The sequence below is a fragment of the Caballeronia fortuita genome (assembly GCF_001544835.2).
GTDB classification, from domain to species: domain Bacteria; phylum Pseudomonadota; class Gammaproteobacteria; order Burkholderiales; family Burkholderiaceae; genus Caballeronia; species Caballeronia fortuita.
On sequence record NZ_FCNX02000009.1, the window covers coordinates 18,516 to 37,536 of the forward strand.

Annotated in this window: 20 protein-coding genes; 11 read left to right on the plus strand and 9 right to left on the minus strand. The window is 64.8% G+C overall.

All coding sequences use genetic code 11. The features are described from left to right. Nucleotides 1-79 precede the first annotated feature (79 nt). Complete coding sequence (locus tag AWB77_RS17945) at nt 80-1,627, minus strand: methyl-accepting chemotaxis protein (RefSeq protein WP_061135805.1); 1,548 nt, start codon at nt 1,625-1,627, stop codon at nt 80-82. Between the two features lie 214 nt (nt 1,628-1,841). After that, a complete protein-coding gene (locus AWB77_RS17950; RefSeq protein WP_061135806.1) occupies nt 1,842-2,546 on the minus strand; it encodes a glutathione S-transferase N-terminal domain-containing protein in 705 nt (234 codons plus the stop codon). A gap of 377 nt (nt 2,547-2,923) precedes the next feature. On the opposite strand from AWB77_RS17950, the gene AWB77_RS17955 reads away from it, so the two are divergent. Beyond that, nucleotides 2,924-3,427 (plus strand): hypothetical protein, encoded by a 504-nt coding sequence (locus AWB77_RS17955; protein WP_061135807.1) that lies wholly within the window; start codon nt 2,924-2,926, stop codon nt 3,425-3,427. A 72-nt stretch (nt 3,428-3,499) separates the two neighbouring features. Further along, on the plus strand, nt 3,500-4,267 hold the full coding sequence (locus AWB77_RS17960; RefSeq protein WP_061136055.1) for an SDR family oxidoreductase: 768 nt from the start codon (nt 3,500-3,502) through the stop codon (nt 4,265-4,267). Nucleotides 4,268-4,274: 7 nt separating this feature from the next. On the opposite strand, the gene AWB77_RS17965 is transcribed toward AWB77_RS17960, so the two are convergent. After that, nucleotides 4,275-4,505 (minus strand): hypothetical protein, encoded by a 231-nt coding sequence (locus AWB77_RS17965; RefSeq protein WP_061135808.1) that lies wholly within the window; start codon nt 4,503-4,505, stop codon nt 4,275-4,277. 180 nt (nt 4,506-4,685) lie between these two features. Between AWB77_RS17965 and AWB77_RS17970 the strand changes: the two genes are divergently transcribed. The 7 genes from AWB77_RS17970 (at nt 4,686) to AWB77_RS18000 (ending at nt 12,804) form a co-directional block, all read left to right on the plus strand. Continuing rightward, complete coding sequence (locus AWB77_RS17970; protein WP_061136056.1) at nt 4,686-6,662, plus strand: sigma-54-dependent Fis family transcriptional regulator; 1,977 nt, start codon at nt 4,686-4,688, stop codon at nt 6,660-6,662. 189 nt (nt 6,663-6,851) lie between these two features. After that, complete coding sequence (locus AWB77_RS17975) at nt 6,852-7,907, plus strand: ATP-NAD kinase family protein (RefSeq protein ID WP_061135809.1); 1,056 nt, start codon at nt 6,852-6,854, stop codon at nt 7,905-7,907. 29 nt (nt 7,908-7,936) lie between these two features. Beyond that, nucleotides 7,937-8,932 (plus strand): thiamine pyrophosphate-dependent dehydrogenase E1 component subunit alpha, encoded by a 996-nt coding sequence (locus AWB77_RS17980; RefSeq protein WP_061135810.1) that lies wholly within the window; start codon nt 7,937-7,939, stop codon nt 8,930-8,932. Between the two features lie 19 nt (nt 8,933-8,951). Beyond that, nucleotides 8,952-9,968, plus strand: coding sequence for an alpha-ketoacid dehydrogenase subunit beta (locus tag AWB77_RS17985; protein ID WP_061135811.1), 1,017 nt, complete (start codon nt 8,952-8,954; stop codon nt 9,966-9,968). Further along, on the plus strand, nt 9,968-11,092 hold the full coding sequence (locus AWB77_RS17990) for an acetoin dehydrogenase dihydrolipoyllysine-residue acetyltransferase subunit (protein WP_061135812.1): 1,125 nt from the start codon (nt 9,968-9,970) through the stop codon (nt 11,090-11,092). The genes AWB77_RS17985 and AWB77_RS17990 overlap by 1 nt, the downstream gene beginning before the upstream one ends. Nucleotides 11,093-11,201: 109 nt before the next feature. After that, entirely contained in the window at nt 11,202-11,954 is a 753-nt protein-coding gene (locus AWB77_RS17995; RefSeq protein WP_061135813.1) for a lipoyl protein ligase domain-containing protein, read from the plus strand. Nucleotides 11,955-11,973: 19 nt separating this feature from the next. Further along, entirely contained in the window at nt 11,974-12,804 is an 831-nt protein-coding gene (locus AWB77_RS18000) for a hypothetical protein (protein WP_082852676.1), read from the plus strand. A gap of 7 nt (nt 12,805-12,811) precedes the next feature. Here the strand turns inward: AWB77_RS18000 and AWB77_RS18005 are convergent, their stop codons facing one another. From AWB77_RS18005 to AWB77_RS18015, 3 genes are all read right to left on the minus strand, one after another. Then, a complete protein-coding gene (locus AWB77_RS18005) occupies nt 12,812-13,342 on the minus strand; it encodes a YMGG-like glycine zipper-containing protein (protein ID WP_061135815.1) in 531 nt (176 codons plus the stop codon). A 16-nt stretch (nt 13,343-13,358) separates the two neighbouring features. Next, the gene (locus AWB77_RS18010; RefSeq protein WP_061135816.1) at nt 13,359-13,709 is read right to left on the minus strand and encodes a hypothetical protein; all 351 of its coding nucleotides are present in this window, start codon (nt 13,707-13,709) and stop codon (nt 13,359-13,361) included. A gap of 171 nt (nt 13,710-13,880) precedes the next feature. Further along, nucleotides 13,881-14,636 (minus strand): DeoR/GlpR family DNA-binding transcription regulator, encoded by a 756-nt coding sequence (locus AWB77_RS18015; protein WP_061135817.1) that lies wholly within the window; start codon nt 14,634-14,636, stop codon nt 13,881-13,883. A 77-nt stretch (nt 14,637-14,713) separates the two neighbouring features. Here AWB77_RS18015 and AWB77_RS18020 point away from each other — a divergent pair, with 77 nt between their 5' ends. Beyond that, nucleotides 14,714-15,301: an NUDIX domain-containing protein gene (locus AWB77_RS18020; RefSeq protein ID WP_061136057.1), complete on the plus strand. Its 588-nt coding sequence runs from the start codon at nt 14,714-14,716 to the stop codon at nt 15,299-15,301. Here the strand turns inward: AWB77_RS18020 and modC are convergent. From modC to modA, 3 genes are read right to left on the minus strand one after another with little or no spacing between them, the layout of a single operon-like run. Beyond that, nucleotides 15,290-16,408, minus strand: coding sequence for a molybdenum ABC transporter ATP-binding protein (gene modC, locus AWB77_RS18025; RefSeq protein ID WP_374728702.1), 1,119 nt, complete (start codon nt 16,406-16,408; stop codon nt 15,290-15,292). The two genes, AWB77_RS18020 and modC, sit on opposite strands and share 12 nt — an antisense overlap. A gap of 19 nt (nt 16,409-16,427) precedes the next feature. Beyond that, a complete protein-coding gene (modB, locus tag AWB77_RS18030) occupies nt 16,428-17,108 on the minus strand; it encodes a molybdate ABC transporter permease subunit (protein ID WP_061135819.1) in 681 nt (226 codons plus the stop codon). A gap of 8 nt (nt 17,109-17,116) precedes the next feature. After that, nucleotides 17,117-17,827, minus strand: a complete 711-nt coding sequence (gene modA / locus AWB77_RS18035) for a molybdate ABC transporter substrate-binding protein (protein WP_061136058.1) — start codon at nt 17,825-17,827, stop codon at nt 17,117-17,119. A 383-nt stretch (nt 17,828-18,210) separates the two neighbouring features. Between modA and AWB77_RS18040 the strand changes: the two genes are divergently transcribed. Beyond that, nucleotides 18,211-19,008, plus strand: coding sequence for an enoyl-CoA hydratase/isomerase family protein (locus tag AWB77_RS18040; RefSeq protein ID WP_061136059.1), 798 nt, complete (start codon nt 18,211-18,213; stop codon nt 19,006-19,008). The last annotated feature ends 13 nt before the right edge of the window (nt 19,009-19,021 follow it).

Genomic DNA, 19,021 nt, shown 5'->3' on the forward strand with positions numbered 1-19,021 from the left:
GCGTACGAAATTCGCGCGTTGCTTCTGCTCTCATTCTGAACCGATCGCGGAAATCGCGCCGGTCGTGTCAAAAATGCCCTCAAACCTGGAACGCCTGTACGGTTTGCCGGAGATCGCGCGCCTGCGCATCGAGCGATAGCGCCGCCGTCGATGCCTCGTTCACGAGCGCCGCGTTCTGTTGCATCAGCCGATCCATCTGCGATACCTCGTCGTTCACTTCGTCGATGCCGCTGCTTTGCTCGCGCGACGCCGTCGCGATTGCTCCGACGAGCGCGGAGACGTCATCGACGGAGGCGAGCAATTCGGCGAGCGTCGCGCCCGCGCGTTGCACGGTCGAGCCGCTCGACTCGACTTGTGCGTTCACTTCGCGCGTCAGTTGAGAAATCTCCTTCGCCGCGTCCGACGAGCGGCGTGCAAGCGCGCGCACTTCCTCCGCGACGACCGCGAAGCCGCGCCCGAGCGACCCCGCGCGCGCCGCTTCGACCGCCGCGTTCAGCGCGAGCAGATTGGTCTGGAAGGCGATCGATTCGATGACGCTCGTAATTTGCCCGATCTGCGACGAACGCGACGACAAATCGGTCATGCGCGCAATTGCATCGGCGACGGCGCGTTCGCCGTCCTTCGCCCGGGCCGACGCTTCCCGCGCAAGCTCGCGAGCGCGGTTCGCGTGGCCGGCATTCGCACGAACGGTCGATGCAATCTGTTCCATGCTCGCCGATGTTTGCTGCAAGCTCGCCGCGTGTTCCTCGGTGCGCGCGGACAGCGCGTGATTGCCTGCGGTGATGTCGGCCGCCGCGATGCCGATGGTCTGCGTCGAACGCTTGATGTCGCCGACCATTGAAGCAAGCTGGCTGCGCATCAAACTCATCGCGTGCATAACGCTGACAGTGTCGCCGCGCGCGACCGGTACGTCGGTCAGAAGATCGCCTTGCGACACGCGCCGCGCGACGCTCGCCGCGAGCGCGGGTTCGCCGCCGAGCTGGCGCATGAGCGTACGTGCCATCGAAAAGCACAGCCAGCCGACGAGCGCTACGCCCGCCACGATGCACGCGCCCACCGTCCATTGGACGATGCGGCTCACGCGCTGCGCGTCGTCGTATTCCTTCTGCGCGGCGGTGAGCTGAAACGCGCGCAGGTCCGTGCTTTCCTTCTTGACGCGTTTTGCTTGCGGCTCGATCTGCTGTGTGACGATCCACTGCGCCTCGGAAAGATTGTTGGCGGCGAGCAGATCGGCGGTCGGGCGAAACCCTTTGTCGCGCAGCGTCGCCCAGTCGGCGGCAAGGCGTTTCGCGAGCGGCGCTTCGGTCGAATCGAGCGGATAGCGCAGATAGCGGCCGAGCAACGCATCAATATTTGCGATGCGCTGCTGCGTCGACGCAACCACGGTCTGCGTCTTTTGCGCGGACGGATCGAGCACGGCGTCGCTGATCGCGAACTGGCTTTGCGTGATGAGTTCGTCGATGATCGAAATGGTCTGCAGCGCCTGCGCGCGGCCTTCGAAGACGTGGCGAAGCGCGGCGTTGCCTTGCTGGACGCCGAACAATCCGACGCTGCCGACAGCGATGAGCACGGCGGCGACCGCGCCCGTTACGATCGCAAGGCGCGCCCTGACGGTGAGCTTTGACATTTTCGGTAGAAGAGAGAAGTGCGCGGAAAAGTCCGGCGGCCGGGGCGCGGCGGCGCGAAGTGGCCAATCGTCGGACTTTTATGGAGAGCGCAATCTACCGGTCGTTCGAGATGTTTATGTGACAAGCGCATCGATCATGCGCCGCAAACCTTTGCGTGCGCGTTGCCGACGAAATAACAACGAAATCACAACGAGAGGGACCGATGTCGCGCGGTCATACGCGCTTCGGAATCTCGAGTCCGCGCTTCACGGCGGGGCGCGCGAGGAACGCATCGAGCGCGCGCTCCACGTTCTTGAACTCGTGAAAATCGACGAGCTCGCGCGCTTCGTAAAAGCCGATCAGATTGCGCACCCACGGGAACGTCGAGATATCGGCGATGCCGTATTCGTCGCCCATGATCCAGTCGCGGCCGTCGAGCCGCCTGTCGAGCACGGAGAGCAGCCGCTTCGATTCCGCGACGTAGCGCGCACGCGGGCGCTTGTCCTCGTACTCCTTGCCGGCGAACTTGTGGAAGAAGCCGACTTGCCCGAACATCGGGCCGACGCCGCCCACCTGGAACATCAGCCATTGCAGCGTTTCGTAGCGCTTCGCGACGTCGTCCGGCATCAGCTTGCCGCTTTTCGCTGCGAGATAGACGAGAATCGCGCCCGATTCGAACAACGGCATCGGTTCGCCGTTCGGGCCGTCCGGATCGATGATCGCGGGAATCTTGTTGTTCGGATTGAGCGACATGAACTCATCCGACATCTGATCGTTCTTGTCGAAGCGCACCAGATGCGGCTCGTAAGGCAAGCCGGTTTCCTCCAGCATGATCGAGACTTTCACGCCGTTGGGCGTCGGCAGCGAGTAGAGCTGAATACGCTCGGGATGCTGAGCGGGCCATTTGCGGGTGATGGGGAAATCGGCAAGTGCGGTCATGTAAGGTCCTCGAAGGTCGAAGCGCCGAATATAACGATTCCACGGGAATCGTGCCGGAAGATCCTGCGGCGCGCGTTGTCATCGGGCGGACGCATCGAAAGGAAAACATTGAGGGATCTCGTACAGACGCGCCGGGTCGAAGCGGGGAACCTGCCTTTACAACGACTACAAAAACGATTGTAGGAATCACTGTACGAGCACGAGGATTGCGCGTAGCGCCCAGGTCAAGAAGTCAACCAACAACGAATAAACCGAGCCCTTGCGGGAACATTGCAGCGCGTGCGCGAGGTGCGGGCCGGCTCACTGGCTCGCTTATTGCATCGACGCGGATGCCCGAGCATCCGTGCCGGCCCGACGAACCGTTGGTTACTGCTGCCATGAAAACCGTTCCTCTCGCAACGCTCACCGCATTCGCTGCCGTGGTCGGGGGACTCCTGCCCAGCCTGTGCGACGCGACGCCTCTCGAAAGCCAGCTCGACTGCAAATCCAGCGCGCACAGGTTCATCGCGCCGCTCGTCGCCGATAAGTCCATCGACGCGCGCCCGATGCGCGTCGAGGCGAATTCCGTCAACGCGTTCAAGCCGACGCAGGGCAGCGAGCTCACTGCCTACGGCTTTCGCGTCTACGCGGTGCTCGGCTACGAGCAGGGCGACGACTTGTTCAAGCGCGGCAGCGGCCAGCCGATCAACGATTCCGCCTATGGCGTCGTCGTGCTCGCGGCGTCGGAGACGGTGGAGGAAAAGGTGCGCGAGGCGGGCAGCACGGCCGTCGTGAAACAGGTCGTGCCGATGCTGATGACCGCCGTCTTCTGCGATGGCAGCGGCCTGCGTAATGCATCGGCGGCCGGAACGGTCACGACGGAAGCATCGCGTAACCGCTGATTCATCGTCGATAATGTTCTCCCGCCTACGCGCGCGCAGGTGTTGCGTGCGCACCAACTGGAGAACGCCGACATGTCCGACGCAGCAAACCAGTCTCAACGAATTGCCATCGTTACCGGAGCGGGCAGCGGCATCGGCCGGGCGGCGGCGCTGGCCCTGCTCGGCGACGGCTGGTCGGTCGTGCTCGCGGGAAGGCGTCCCGCGCCGCTCGATGCGGTGATCGGCGAATCGAACGCGGCGGACCGCGCGTTCGCCGTGCCCACCGACGTCTCCGATCCGCAATCCGTCGAAAAACTCTTCAAGGCGGCGGTCGATCGATTCGGCCGCGTCGACCTGCTTTTCAACAACGCCGGCGTGACCAATCCGCCCGGACCGTTCGAAGACTGGACGCCCGAGCAGTGGCGCAATGTCGTCGATATCAATCTGAACGGCATGTTCTTTTGCCTGCAACAGGCCTTCCGCACGATGAAGGCGCAAACGCCGATGGGCGGCCGCATCATCAACAACGGGTCGATCTCCGCGAGCGCGCCGCGCCCGAATTCCGCGGCCTACACGGCGACCAAACACGCCGTGCAGGGTCTCACGAAAACCGCATCGCTCGATGGCCGCAAGTACGAAATCGCGGTCGGTCAGATCGATGTCGGCAATGCGTTCACCGAACTGTCCGAACGCATGTCGAAGGGCGTGCCGCAAGCGAACGGCGAGATCGCCATCGAACCGATGATGGACGTGAAGATCGTCGGCCAGTCGGTGCTCTACATGGCGAATCTGCCGCTCGAAGCCAACGTGCTGTTTCACACCGTGATGGCGACGAAGATGCCGTTCGTCGGCCGCGGCTAATCCTCTCTTACGCGATCCGATACCAGACGCGAATGCCCGAGTACCAATGGCTCACGCTGGTATCGTCGCCGGCGCCGAACGTCGAGAGGCTTTCGACATTCAGCACGTCGATGCCATTCTCCGCGATCCACCGGTTCGCGCGCTCGACGAGCGCCGCGCCGTTCTCGTACACGTTGCCCTTGATGAGGTGATGCTGCACGATCTGTCGCTCGAAATCTTCGTAAGCGATCTTGGCCATCCGTCGTCTCCCGTCTTTTCGTTGTGATGCGCCGATGTACCGGCATGCGTTTTTGCTGCGGCGCAGCGCCATCGCCGCATGACGCGTCCTGCCGATTCGAGCATCATATGGCCTGAGACACGCTCGTGCGAATCGGTGAATTCCGCGTGCGGGCGGCACGAGAACGCCAAGGAGAGCGCGATGGACATGCGGCAACGCGAGCACATCGAGGCAGTCGTCGCGGCGACGACGCGGGCGGACGCGCTCGCTTCCGCGCGCACGCACGACGGCATCATTCAGTCATCCTGGCGGCGCTGCGTGCATCAATACGGGCTCGATCCGTCGCGGATGCAGGAAGCGCGCATTCTGCCGCAGACGCGCCTGCGCGAGCATCAACAGCGCATCGACGATTTCGCGCGCATCGCGCGTCACGGGCTCGAAACGCTGTACGAGCAGGTCGCGGGCATGGGTTACGTCGTGCTGCTCACCGACGCGCTCGGCGTCACCGTCGATTACATCGGCGACGCCAGCACCGATTCCGCGCTGCGCCGCGCGGGTCTGTATCTCGGCGCGGAGTGGAGCGAAGCGGGCGCGGGCACATGCGCGGTCGGCACCGCGCTCACGACCGGCCAGGCGCTCACCGTGCATCAGATCGATCACTTCGATGCGACGCACATTCCGCTCACGTGCACCGCCGCGCCGCTCTACGATTCGCGCGGCGCGCTGTCCGCGATTCTCGACATCTCCGCGCTCGTGTCGCCGCAAGCGCGCGACAGCCAGAATCTCGCGCTGCAGCTCGTGCGCATCTACGCGGGGCATATCGAGAACGCGAACTTTCTGCGCACGCATCGGCAGGACTGGATTCTGAAGCTGAACATGTCGCCGGAATTCGTCGATGTGAATCCCGAATATCTGATCGCGCTCGATGCGAGCGGGCGCATCGTCGGACACAACCGGCGCGCGCATACGATGCTCGCCGCCGAACTCGGCCGCCCGGTCGCGCCGGGCGAAACCGCGATGTCGCTGATCGGCATGCCCTTCGATGCGCTTTTCGATGCGCGTATCGAAGAGCTCGGCCGCTTCGTCTATTCGCGGCCGAGCGAGCTGCGCGCCGTGCCGCTCGCGAAATCGGGCGCGCTGCTGTACTTAAGCGTGATGCCGCCCGCGCCGTGCGTCACGCCGTCGACGAACGCACCTTCGCAACGCAGCGTGGACGTGCCGGCGCCGCTTGCCGCGCTCTGCGGCGGCGATGCCGCGCTCACGCGGCAACTGGAACGTGCCGCCAAGCTCGTCGATTCGCCGATCAACCTGCTCGTCAACGGCGAAACCGGCAGCGGCAAGGAATACTTCGCGAAGGCGCTGCATCGCGCGAGTGCGCGGCGCGCGGGGCCGTTCGTCGCGGTGAATTGCGCGGCGATTCCGGAGACGCTCATCGAAAGCGAATTGTTCGGACATCTGCCGAACAGCTTTTCGGGCGCGGGCGCGAAGGGCAAGCGCGGGCTGATTCAGGAAGCCGACGGCGGCACGCTTTTTCTCGATGAAATCGGCGACATGCCGCGCGAACTGCAATCGCGTCTGCTGCGCGTGCTGGCCGAAGGCGAAGTGCTGGCGATCGGCGCGTCGCGTCCCGTTTCGGTCGATGTGCGCGTCATTTCCGCGACGCATCATTCGCTCGATGCGCTCATGCACGACGGACGTTTCCGCGAAGACCTCTACTACCGCCTGAACGGCGCGCGCTTCACGCTGCCGCCGCTGCGCGAACGGACCGATCTCGACTGGCTCGTCGACAAACTTCTCGAAGGCGCGGTCACGCTGTCGCCGGCGGCGCGCGAGCGGTTGCATCGGCATGCATGGCCGGGGAATCTGCGGGAGCTTTGCAACGTGCTGCGTTATGCGCGCGCGGTGTGCTCGAACGGCCTGATCGACGTCGACGATCTGCCGGAAGGCTTCGGCGGCGCGAGCGCTAAAAACGAAGCCGAGGCGCCGCGCGCGGTCGTCGCCGATGAATTCGATCCGCATCGGCTGCCGCCCGAAGGCATGCTGCTGATGCAGTATCTGCGCGCGGCAAGCTGGAACCTGAGCGCGGTCGCGCGGCAGATCGGCGTGAGCCGCATGACGCTGTATCGGCGCATGGCGCGATACGGCATCAAGTCGCCGAATCAGCGCGACGCCAGCTAGGCCCGATACGCCTGTACCCCGCCGATACACCTGCCGCTGTGACACCTGTCACGGCGGCGTCCCGTACACCCGCCGAATCGCCCGTTTCTTGCGGGTTATCCCTCGCTTTTTCGCGCCTGAAAGCCGCTGCGCGATTGGCATAGCGCTTGCCTTTATCCGCCGCACAAAACACACAACGGAGACACAGGCATGCGTGAACGCGCGGCGCCGCTCGTCGGCATCATCGCCAATCCTGTTTCGGCGCGCGATATCCGGCGCGTCATCGCGAACGCGAACAGCCTGCAGCTCGCGGATCGCGTGAATATCGTGTTGCGGCTGCTGTCGTCGCTCGCGTCGTGCGGCGTTTCGCGCGTGCTGATGATGCCGGATCGCGAAGGGCTGAAGGTCATGCTTCAGCGTCATCTCTCGCGCAAGCAAGGTCCCGACGCCGCGCTCGCGCATGTCGATTTCCTCGACATGCCCGTGACCGCGCGCGTCGACGATACCTTCCGCGCCGCGCACATGATGCGCGAAGCGGGCGTCGATGCGCTGATCGTGCTCGGCGGCGACGGCACGCACCGCGCGGTCGTGCGCGAGTGCGGCCAGGTGCCGATCGCCGGACTGTCGACGGGCACGAACAACGCGTATCCAGAAATGCGCGAGCCGACCGTCTCCGGACTCGCGACAGGACTGTACGCGACGGGCCGCGTGCCGCCCGACGATGCGCTCGCGTCGAACAAGCGGCTCGACATCGAGATTCGCGATGCGAAGGGCAACGTGCGCCGCGACATCGCGCTCGTCGATGCCGTGATCTCGCATGAGCATTTCATCGGCGCGCGGGCGCTGTGGAAGATCGACACGCTCGCCGCCGTCTACGTCTCTTACGCGGATCCGCAGGCGATCGGCATGTCGGCGATCGCGGGCTTGCTGGAGCCGCTCGGCCGTCACGACGAGGGCGGACTCGCAATCGAACTCGGCCGCGCGGACGCGTGCGAGTTCGCGCTGCACGCGCCGATCGCGCCCGGCCTCGTCGAATCGGTGCCGATCGCGAACTGGACGCGCCTTTCCGATGGCGTGCCGCATCGCGTGACGCAGAAGAGCGGCATCGTCGCGCTCGATGGCGAACGCGAGCTCGCCTTCAACCCCGGCGACGATGTGACCGTCACGCTCCGGGAAAACGCTTTTCGCAGCATCGATGTCGCCGCGTGCATGCGCTACGCGGCGGCGTCCGGGCTGATGCGTCAGCTCAACGGCAATACCCGCTAGACCCGCTAGACCCACCAAAGGAGACAGATATGACAGCGACGCAACACGCGGGCGGCTTGCCGCTCTCGAAGGATGAACTGTTGAAGGTGTATCGGACGATGCGCACGATCCGCGATTTCGAAGAGCGCCTGCACGTCGATTTCGGACGCGGCGATATCCCCGGCTTCGTGCATCTGTACGCGGGCGAGGAAGCGGCGGGCGTCGGCATTATGACTCATCTGAACGACGGCGACCGCATCGCGAGCACGCATCGCGGACACGGGCATTGCATCGCTAAAGGCGTCGATCCGGTCGCGATGATGAAGGAGATCTACGGCAAAAAAGGCGGCTCGTGCAACGGCAAGGGCGGCTCGATGCATATCGCCGATCTCTCGAAAGGGATGATGGGCGCGAACGGCATTCTCGGCGCGGGCGCCCCGTTGATCTGCGGCGCGGCGCTCGCGGCGAAGTTTCGCGGCAAGGGCGAAGTCGGCATCACGTTCGCGGGCGATGGCGCGTCGAATCAGGGGACGTTCCTCGAAAGCCTGAATCTTGCTGCGGTGTGGAATCTGCCGGTGATTTTCGTGATCGAGAACAACGGCTATGCGGAATCGACGGCGCGCGATTACGGCACCGCGGTCGACAGCTATGTGGATCGCGCGGCGGGCTTCGGCATTCCGGGTGTGACCGTCGACGGCACCGATTTCTTCGCGGTCTACGAAGCGGCCGGCGAAGTCATCAGGCGCGCGCGCGAAGGCGGCGGGCCGGCGCTGCTCGAGTGCAAGATGATCCGCTTCTACGGCCATTTCGAAGGCGACGCGCAGACGTATCGTGCGCCCGGCGAACTCGACGATATCCGCTCGAACAAGGACTGCCTGAAGAAATTCGCGGCCGCCGTGACGCAAGCCGACGTGATCTCGCCAGGAGAGCTCGACGCGATCGACCGCGAAGTCGCCGCGTTGATCGACCGCGCGGTTCAGGAAGCGAAGGACGCGCCGTTGCCGAGCGCCGCCGATCTGCTCACCGATGTCTACGTCAAATACTGAATCGAGGAGACAACACATCATGGCCCGCAAACTGAGCATGAAGATGGCGATCAACGAAGCCATCGATCAGGAAATGACGCGCGATCCGAGCGTGATCGTGCTGGGTGAGGATATCGTTGGCGGCGCTGGCGCGGACGGCGAGAAGGACGCGTGGGGCGGCGTGCTCGGCGTGACCAAAGGTCTGTACGCGAAGCACGGCGACAGACTGCTCGATACGCCGCTATCGGAATCTGCATACGTGGGCGCGGCGATCGGCGCGGCGGCGTGCGGCATGCGCCCGGTCGCGGAGCTGATGTTCATCGACTTCATGGGCGTGTGCTTCGACCAGATCTTCAATCAGGCGGCGAAGTTCCGCTACATGTTCGGCGGCAAGGCGGAAACGCCCGTCGTGATCCGCGCGATGGTCGGCGCGGGCTTTCGCGCGGCGGCCCAGCATAGCCAGATGCTTACGTCGCTATTCACGCACATTCCGGGTCTGAAGGTCGTGTGCCCGTCGACGCCTTACGACACGAAGGGATTGCTGATCCAGGCGATCCGCGACAACGATCCCGTCATCTTCTGCGAGCACAAGAATCTGTACGGCTTCGAAGGCGAAGTGCCCGAGAACTCTTACGCGATTCCGTTCGGCGAAGCGAATGTCGTGCGCGACGGCAAGGATGTCTCGATCGTCACGTATGGATTGATGGTGCATCGCGCGCTCGAAGCGGCGGCGACGCTCGCGAAGGAAGGCATCGAAGCGGAAGTGGTCGATCTGCGCACGCTGTCGCCGCTCGATATCGACACCGTGCTGGAGACGGTCGAGAACACGGGACGGCTCGTCGTCGTCGATGAAGCAAATCCGCGCTGCAATATCGCGACGGATATATCGGCGCAGGTCGCGCAGCAGGCGTTCGGCGCGCTGAAGTCCGGCATCCAGATGGTCTGCGCGCCGCATACGCCGGTGCCGTTCTCGCCGACGCTCGAAGATCTCTACATTCCGGGCGCCGCGCAGATCGCCGACGCCGCACGAAAAACCATGAAGGGAGGAAAGCACTGATGGCCGCAATCACACCGATCGTGATGCCCAAATGGGGCTTGTCGATGAAGGAAGGCACGGTCAACGAGTGGCTCGTGGAGGAGGGCACGGAGATCACCGTCGGCATGCCGATCCTCGATGTCGAAACCGACAAGATCGCCAATGCGGTCGAAGCGCCCGATGCGGGTTTGCTGCGCCGAAGAGTGGCGTCGGCGGGCGATACGCTGCCGGTGAAAGCGCTGCTTGGGGTGCTCGCGCCGTCCGACGTGAGCGACGCCGATATCGACGCGTATGTCTCGTCGTACGTCACGCCCGCCGAGGATGAAGAAGAGGGCGAGGAAGCGGCGGCGTATCACTTCGTCGATGTCGACGGCATCCGCGTGCGCTATGCATCGCGCGGCGGCGATGACGCGGGCAAGGACGCGGTGTTGTTCATCCACGGCTTCGGCGGCGATCTCGACAACTGGCTCTTCAATCTCGATGCGCTCGCCGAAAAGAACCGCGTGTTCGCGCTGGATTTGCCGGGCCACGGGCAATCGACGCCGAAAGTGCCGGGGACTTCGCTCGCGGAACTCGCCGCGTTCGTCGGCAAGTTCATGGACGCCGTGTCGCTCGACCGCGCGCATCTCGTCGGACATTCGATGGGCGGCGGCATCGCGGCGCAAATGGCCGTCGATCAGCCCGCGCGCGTGCAGTCGGTCTCGCTGATATCGCCGGCCGGTTTCGGCGACGAAGTGAACAACGCGTACACCGAAGGTTTCGTGACCGCCGAATCGCGCCGCGAACTGAAGCCCGTCGTCGAACTGCTGTTCGCTAATCCCGAACTGGTCAGCCGCCAGATGCTCGACGATCTGCTGAAATACAAGCGGCTCGACGGCGTGGGCGATGCGCTGACATCGCTGAACGGCGGACTGTTCGCGGGCGGAAAGCAGAGCGCGCGGCCGGGCGCCGGGCTATCCGCGACGGGCAAGCCGGTGCTCGTGATCTGGGGCGAAAAGGACCAGATCATTCCTGCCGCGCACGCGAAAAACGCGCCGGAAGGTGCGACCGTCCGCGTGTTCGACGACGCAGGGCACATGAGCCAGATGGAGAAGGCGAATGAAGTGAATGCGTTGTTGAAGGAGCACGTGGGCAAGGGCGGCTGAGCGCCCGGCGCGCGCCGCGGCCGATGACGACACCGGCACGGCGCGTCCGCGCTTTCTTGACTACCATGTCGGGATCGCGCCGGCGTCCGCGCGTCATTCTTTCGATTCCATGCCCTTCGAACTGATCGATCCCGCTGCGCATTCCGCCGATCCGCACGATCCGCTGCAAGCCGAAGAAGCGCTGCTCGCGCGCGCGGCCGCGGGCGATGCCGTCGCGCATGTCTGGGAAGCGCCCGCGTCGCTCGTCGTGCCGCGCAGCTATCAGCGTTACGCGGCGCTCGCCGATGCGCGCGACGCCTTCGCCGCGCGTGGCTGTCCCGTGTGGCTGCGTCTGTCGGGCGGCGGCCTCGTGCCGCAAGGTCCGGGCATTCTCAATCTGAGCCTCGCGTATCCGGTGCGCGCGGCGATGGGCGCGCTGTCCGAATCCGTCTACGTGCATCTGTGCGGCATTCTCGCGGATGCGCTCAACGCGCTCGGCGTGCGCACGCACTGGCAGGCGGTCGAAGGTTCTTTCTGCGATGGCCGCTTCAATCTCGCCTGGGGCCCCGGCGACGACGCCCGCAAGATCGCGGGCACGGCGCAATACTGGCGGCGCGTGCCGCACGGCGACCCCAACGCGCCGCTCTACGCGGTGCTCGCGCATGCCGTCTTGCTCGTCGATGCCGATCCGATCGAAATCAACGAGCGCGCCAACGCCTTCGAAGCGATGCTCGAAAGCGGACGACGCTACGAGGAATTGCGCGTCGTGACCGTCGCGCAGGCCCTCGCCTACGAATGTTTCTCAATGCCCGCCGATCTGCGCGAGCGCGTGCGCGCGACATTGATCGACCGCGTGAAGAAGGCGTCGCCGCCGGAACGATAAAAAACGCATCGAGGTGGCCATGCCGCTCAGAAGTGCTTCGAACGGGTTCTTCTTCGCGCTGTGGGTCGCCGTGTGCGCGGCCGCGCCCGAATTTCTGTGGCAAGGCCTCTTTTCCCTCTTCGGCCACTTTTCCCTGACCGATGCCGCCGCCGCGCTCCTGATCGGCGCGATTCTCGCGTTCTTCGTCGAACCGGTGCTGGAGCGCTTGCGCGGTCTTTCCGATTCGCACGAGCACGTGAGCAAGTCTCCCGCCTTCGCTGCGTGCGAGGCGCTGAGTTTCGCGGTCGTCGCCGTGTGCGTGCACGAAGCGATCACCGTGTATGTCGCGGCGAGTCATTCGAACGAGCAGGCCGCTGACAACCTCGCGAAAGCGGTCGCGCAGGCGCTGCAATGGGCGATCACGCCGTTTTTCATCACGATTGCGTGGATGGCCGCGCGCGCGCCGTCGTGGATCGCGTGGCCGGCAGCGGCGCTGTCGATCGTCGTCGGCTTGCTCGTCGGCGTGATGTTCGGCTGGAGCGTGCACGTCCTCGCGACGAGCGCGATTCCAACGATCGGCGTGCTGATCGCGGGATGCATCATCGTGCGGGAACAATGGGATGCGTCGACGTTCAGGCGCTGCGCCCGTGCGACCGGCGTGATCGCGCTTGCCTGGCTCGTGCTGACGGGCGCGCTGCAACTCGTGCTATGGCTCGCGCACGTGCAGGCGTTTCGCGTCTACGAAGGAGCGGAGTTCTGGAGCGATGCCCGGTTTTATATCGGCTGGGTGACGGGCTTGCTGGTCGCGCCGTCGTTCGTGCCCGATGCGCCGCTGAACGCCGGCGGCGAGGACCGGCGCGTGCGGCATTGAAGGAAGATCAGTACGCGCCAGGCGGCGGCTGCCAGCCCGGTGGCGGCGGAGGCGGCGGCGGTGTGGTGCTGTATGCGCCGCCCGAAGGCTGAACCATGCGCGTGTTGCCGCGCACGGGCACTTTGTCACCGGCGGCGTACATGCATTGCAGATACGCGTAGTCGTAACGTTGCTGCACGTTATAGCCCGATGCCTGCGATGCCCCGACGCCGAACGCGCTGCCGGTTAGAAGCCCCGCGCCCGCGCCGATGGCCGCGCCCGAGCCGCCGCCGAAGGCCGCGCCCGCAGCCGCGCCGAGCGCCGTGCCGACCACCGCGCTGCCGACCGCGCTGTTGGTCGCCGCCTGATTCGCGTCCACGCCGCCGACCTGATTCAGGGCGAACTGGCGGCACGAGGCGTCGTCGGAGCGGAATTGATCGAACGTCTTGGTGCTGCCGGGCAGCGCCATCACGCTCGGACCGGTCGGCATCACGGTGCAGGCCGACAGCCCGATCGCGCCGGTCGCGGCCAGTAGAAGGCCTAGCCTTGAGTAGTTCATTGATTCCTGCGATGTATCAGTTGGAAGGCGGCGGCGTCGCCGGAACCGGGCGCCACGCGCCGGAACATTGCTTCACGTACGGGTAATAGGCTCGCGCGGAGTCGCAGTAGTACCACATGCCGGGCTGCTGGGCGGGCGCGCCCGGATCGGCAACGGGCTGGCCTTGCTCGACATATTGCACGGGCGCTGCGGGCTGCACGACCACGGGCGGCGGCGGATAGTAGTAGTACGGCGCGGGCGCGACGGGATACGGGTAATACACGGGTCCGCCGACCCACACGCCCACGCGCGCCCAGGCGTACGCGTTGGCGGTCACGCCGGCGCTCGCGATCAGCGCCAGCGCAATAAAAGCCTTGAGGCGATTCACGTCCTTCTCCAGAAAAAATGTTTGCGGTGTCGATGCCTATAACGGAATTCCGACCTCCGCTGTTGACCGGACACGCGCGTCTTTCAACGCTATTCCCTTTGCCGGGGAAATTCAATTACACGAGCCGGCCGGTTTTTTTCGGCGCGTTACCGGGTAACAAAGTGTCGTCATTCAGGCGCGCAACACGGTAATTCCGGCCCGTTCGATCGGCTCGACGAGCGTCGTATCGGCGGAATTGTCGACGATGATCGTCTGCGCCAGTTCGATGCCGCCGATCCGGTACGCCGACGCCGCATTGAGCTTCGCCGCCGACGCGAGCACGACGGTCTCCGCCGCGCGCGCCGCGAGCGCCCGCTTGACGTGCGCCTCCTCGAAATCGCCGGTGGTGAGACCGGCTGCCGGGTGCACGCCGGTCACGCCCATGAAGTACAGATCGGCGTTGACGTGCGACATCGCTTCGACGGCGGCCGCACCCACTGTGACGATGGAATGCTTGTAGAGCTTGCCGCCGATCAGCACGACATCGACGAAAGCGTGCTGCGCCAGCGCGACCGCGACGCTCGGGCTATGCGTGACGATCGTCGCACGAAGATCGTCGGGCAACTGGCGCACGAGCAGCGCGGCGGTCGTGCCGCCATCGACGATCACGATTTGCCCCGGCGCGATCATTTCCGCCGCCTTCTTCGCGATGCGCCGCTTCGCGTCCGATTCCATCTGCTCACGCCGGGCGAAAGGCGCCACTGCCGGCGACGCGGGCAGCGCGCCGCCGTGCACGCGCTGCAAAAGACCATCGGCCGCGAGTTCGCGCAGATCGCGCCGCACCGTGTCCTCGGAGATGCCGAAGCGGGCGCTCAGTTCGGTGGCGAGCACTTGCCCGTCGCGTTTGAGGGTGTCGAGGATCGCTTTCTTGCGCTGGCTGGTCAACATTGTTTGCACGAAATATCTTGATGTTGCACGAAACTGCACGTTAACATGAGTCGATCTAGATGTCGAAAGGTGAATCGATGGAAACTCAGGAACGCGTGCGCATTCTCAAGACCGAAGTGTTGTCGGACGACTGGTACGTCCTCAGAAAAGTGACCTTCGATTTCCAGCGGCGCGACGGCGCGTGGCAGCGCCAAAGCCGCGAAACCTACGACCGCGGCAACGGCGCGACGATCCTGCTGCGCGATCGCAAGAGCGGCAACGTGCTGCTGACGCGCCAGTTCCGCATGCCCGCGTTCGTCAATGGACACGACGGCATGCTGATCGAAACGCCCGGCGGCCTGCTCGACGACGCGTCGCCGGAAGCGCGCATCCGCGCGGAAGTGGAGGAGGAAACGGGTTATCGCGTGCAGCATGTCGAGAAGATTTTCGAGGCGTTCATGAGCCCCGGATCGGTGACGGAGAAGCTCTACTTCTACATCGGCGAATACGACAGCTCGATGCGCGTGTCGGATGGCGGCGGCGTCGTGGAAGAGGGCGAAGAGATCGAGACGATCGAAGTGCCGCTGCAAACGGCCATGCAGATGATCGAGCGCGGCGAGATCATGGACGGCAAGACGATCATGCTGCTCCAATACGCCGCGCTCGAGGCGCGCTCAGGCGAGTAAGGACACAGCCTTCACCTGCGCCCACAGCCGCATGCCTTCGACGATGCTCAGCCGGTCCATCGAATAACGCGTGACGCGCGCGAGCAGCGGCGAGCCGTCGACATCGAGCCGCACGACGGCCTGCGACGGATTCGCGTCCTGCGCAATGCCGACGACCGTCGCGGGCAGCACGTTGAGCACGCTGCTGCGCGCGTGTTCGGGCGAGCCGGTGATGAGACTCACGTCGCGCGCTTTCACGGCGACGCGCATGGTTTTGCCTGCCGCCATCGGCGTATGCACGACGGCGAGCTTCGCGCGCGAGCCCGGCAACGCGAGCGTGAGCAGGCCATACGCGCTGTCGTATCCGTCGACGATACCTTCGAACACGACCGATGCGTCGTCGGCGATGGCGAGCGGCAGGTCGAGCCGCGCGAGCGTATCGGCGATCGGGCCGCTCGCGAGCGCGCGGCCGCCTTCGAGCAGCACGAGATGATCCGCGAGCCGCGCGACCTCTTCCGGCGCGTGGCTCACGTAGAGCACGGGGATGTCGAGTTCGTCGTGCAGGCGTTCGAGATACGGCAGAATTTCGAGCTTGCGTTTCTGATCGAGCGATGCGAGCGGTTCATCGAGCAGAAGCAGGCGCGGACTCGTCAGAAGCGCGCGCGCGATGCCCACGCGCTGGCGCTCGCCGCCCGACAATCCGCCGGGCATGCGATCCAGCAGATGTTCGATGCCGAGCAATTCCGCCGCCTGCGACAGATCCACGCGCCGCTCGGACGCCTTCACGCGATCGAGCCCGAAGCGCAGGTTCTTCTTCACGTTCAGATGCGCGAAGAGGCTCGCTTCCTGAAAGACGTAGCCGAGCGGGCGCTTGTGCGTCGGCAGAAAAGTGTTGCACCCGGTGTCGAGCCAGACTTCGCCATTGACGGCGAGCCGCCCCGCGCGCGGCCGCGCGAGTCCCGCGAGACAGCGCAGCAGCGTGGTCTTGCCGGAACCGGAATGGCCGAAGATCGCGGTGACGCCGCGGCCGGGCAGCGTGAGATCCAGATCGAGCGTGAAGCCTTCGTGCTCGACCAGAAAGCGCGCTTCGATGGCTTCCCCGGCGCGGACGTGCGCGCGTTCGAGCATCAGGCGGTTCGATGTGAGTTCAGACATGAGCCGTGACGGGACGCCGGCCGGAATAAAGCAGCAGAAGAACGACGAAGGAGAACACGACCATGCCGCCCGCGAGCCAGTGCGCCTGCGCGTATTCGAGCGCCTCGACGTGATCGAAGATCTGCACGGACACGACGCGCGTGCGTCCCGGAATGTTGCCGCCGATCATCAACACGACGCCGAATTCGCCGACGGTATGCGCGAAGCCGAGAATCGTCGCCGTGACGATGCCCGGGCGCGCGAGCGGCAGCGCCACCGTGAAGAACGTGTCCCACGGACTCGCGCGCAGCGTCGCGGCGGCTTCGAGCGGACGGCGGCCGATCGCGTCGAACGCGTTCTGCAGCGGCTGCACGACGAACGGCAGCGAATAGATCACCGAGCCGACGACGAGCCCCGCGAACGTGAACGGCAGCAAGCCGATGCCCGCCGCCTGCGTGATCTTGCCGACATAACCGTTCGGCCCCATCAGCACGAGCAGATAGAAGCCGATAACGGTCGGCGGCAGCACGAGCGGCAGCGCGACCACCGCGCCGACGATGCCCTTCGCCTTCGAACGCGTATGCGCGAGCCACCACGCGATCGGCGTGCCGACGACGAGCAGGAGCGCCGTCGTCAGCGACGCGAGTTCGAGCGTCAGCGTGATGGCCTGGAGATCGGCGCTATCGAGCGGCATCGGCGCAATTAGAGTTGATAACCGTACGACTTGATCACTTCGGCGGCCTTCGGACCCTTCAGGTACTCGACAAACTGCTTCGCAACCGGATTGTCGCGGCCCTTGTCGAGAATGACGGCGTCCTGCCTGATCGGCTCGTGCAGATTGGCCGGCACGAGCCACGCCGAACCGCTCGTGATCTTACCGTTCTTATAGATTTGCGACAGCGCGACGAACCCGAGTTCCGCGTTGCCCGTCGCGACGAACTGCTGCGTCTGCGAGATGTTCTGGCCTTCGACGACCTTGGGCTTGATTTCTGCTGTGAGGCCGAGCTTGTCGAGCGTCTGATAGCCGGCGAGACCGTAAGGCGCTGCCTTCGGATTGGCGATCGCGATGTGATCGAACGCGTTCTTCTTCAGCACTTCGCCTTTGTCGTCGACGTAGCCATCTTTCGCGGACCACAGCGCGAGCGCGCCTGTCGCGTAGGTGAAGCGGCTGCCGGGCACCGTCGCGCCTTCGCTGTCGAGCTTGGCGGGCGTGGTGTCGTCGGCGGCGAGGAATACTTCGAACGGCGCGCCGTTCTTGATCTGCGCGTAGAACTGACCCGTCGCGCCGAACGATGCGATGACCTTGTTGCCCGTGTCCTTTTCGAAGTCGGCGGCGATTGCCTGCACGGGCGCCGTGAAGTTGGCCGCGACCGCGACCTGCACTTCACCGGCAAGCGCCGGCGTCGCGGCCATGATCGCGGCGGCGCCGGCGATCAACGGCGCGAACGCGGAAAGCAAAGCGCGCAGAATACGAGTCTTCACGTAAAGCTCCTTGAATCGAGATGAGTTCTGGTTTTGGATTGACTTCGGCGGCGCGTCGGAGGCCGCGAGCGTGGCTGCACGGCGCGGGCGAGCACCGTAATATATACGACTATATTACGTCGGCGCATGCCGCTTTTCGACATGTCGGACATGAGTCTCTTCGGATGATTGTGCCGCGCGCCGTTTGTGAGTGACGCTCAAAGAATGGGGTTGACCGTATGCTCGTTTTTCGCAGACACTGATCGATAAAGCAGCGAGTGCCAGTCATGCACGAATTGAGCGACGCTCAGTTTTTGATATTCGGAGACGACGATATGACCGATGCAGCGAACCTGCAACGCCTGAAGCTCGGTATCGAAGGACACATTGCGCGCGTGACGCTCGATCGTGCCGAGGTGCGCAATGCATTCGACGACGCGACCATCGTCGAACTGACAGCAGCCTTTCGCGCGCTCGACGACGACGCCAACGTGCGCGCCATCATTCTCGCGGCGAGCGGCCCGGCATTCTGCGCGGGCGCGGACCTCAACTGGATGAAGCGCATGGCGGGCTATTCGGAGGCCGAGAACCGCGCTGACGCCCTCGGCCTCGCGACCATGCTCAACACGATCTATAACTGCTCGAAGCCGGTCGTCGCACGCGTGCAGGGCGATGCCTATGCAGGCGGGATGGGACTCGTCGCGGTGTGCGATATCGCGGTCGCGGCAGACACGGCGCAGTTCTGCCTCTCCGAAGCAAAGCTCGGCCTGATGCCCGCGACCATCGCGCCGTACGTGATCCGCGCGATGGGCGCGCGCGCCGCGCATCGCTACTTCTTGAGCGCGGAACGTTTCGATGCCGCCGAAGCGCTGCGTCTGGGCTTCGTGCATGAAGCCGTCGCCGCCGATCAGCTCGATGCGCGCGTCGACGCGATCGCTGCGAGCATCGCCGCGAATAGTCCGAACGGCGTGCGCGAGTGCAAGAAGCTCGTCGCGGATTTTGCGGGCAAGGACATCGACGAAGCGTTGATCGGGGAGACGGCCGAGCGCATCGCGCGCATCCGGGCATCGGACGAAGGCCGCGAAGGCGTGCGCAGCTTCCTCGAGAAGCGCAAACCGTCCTGGCTCGGCTGAGCGGCGGAGACAT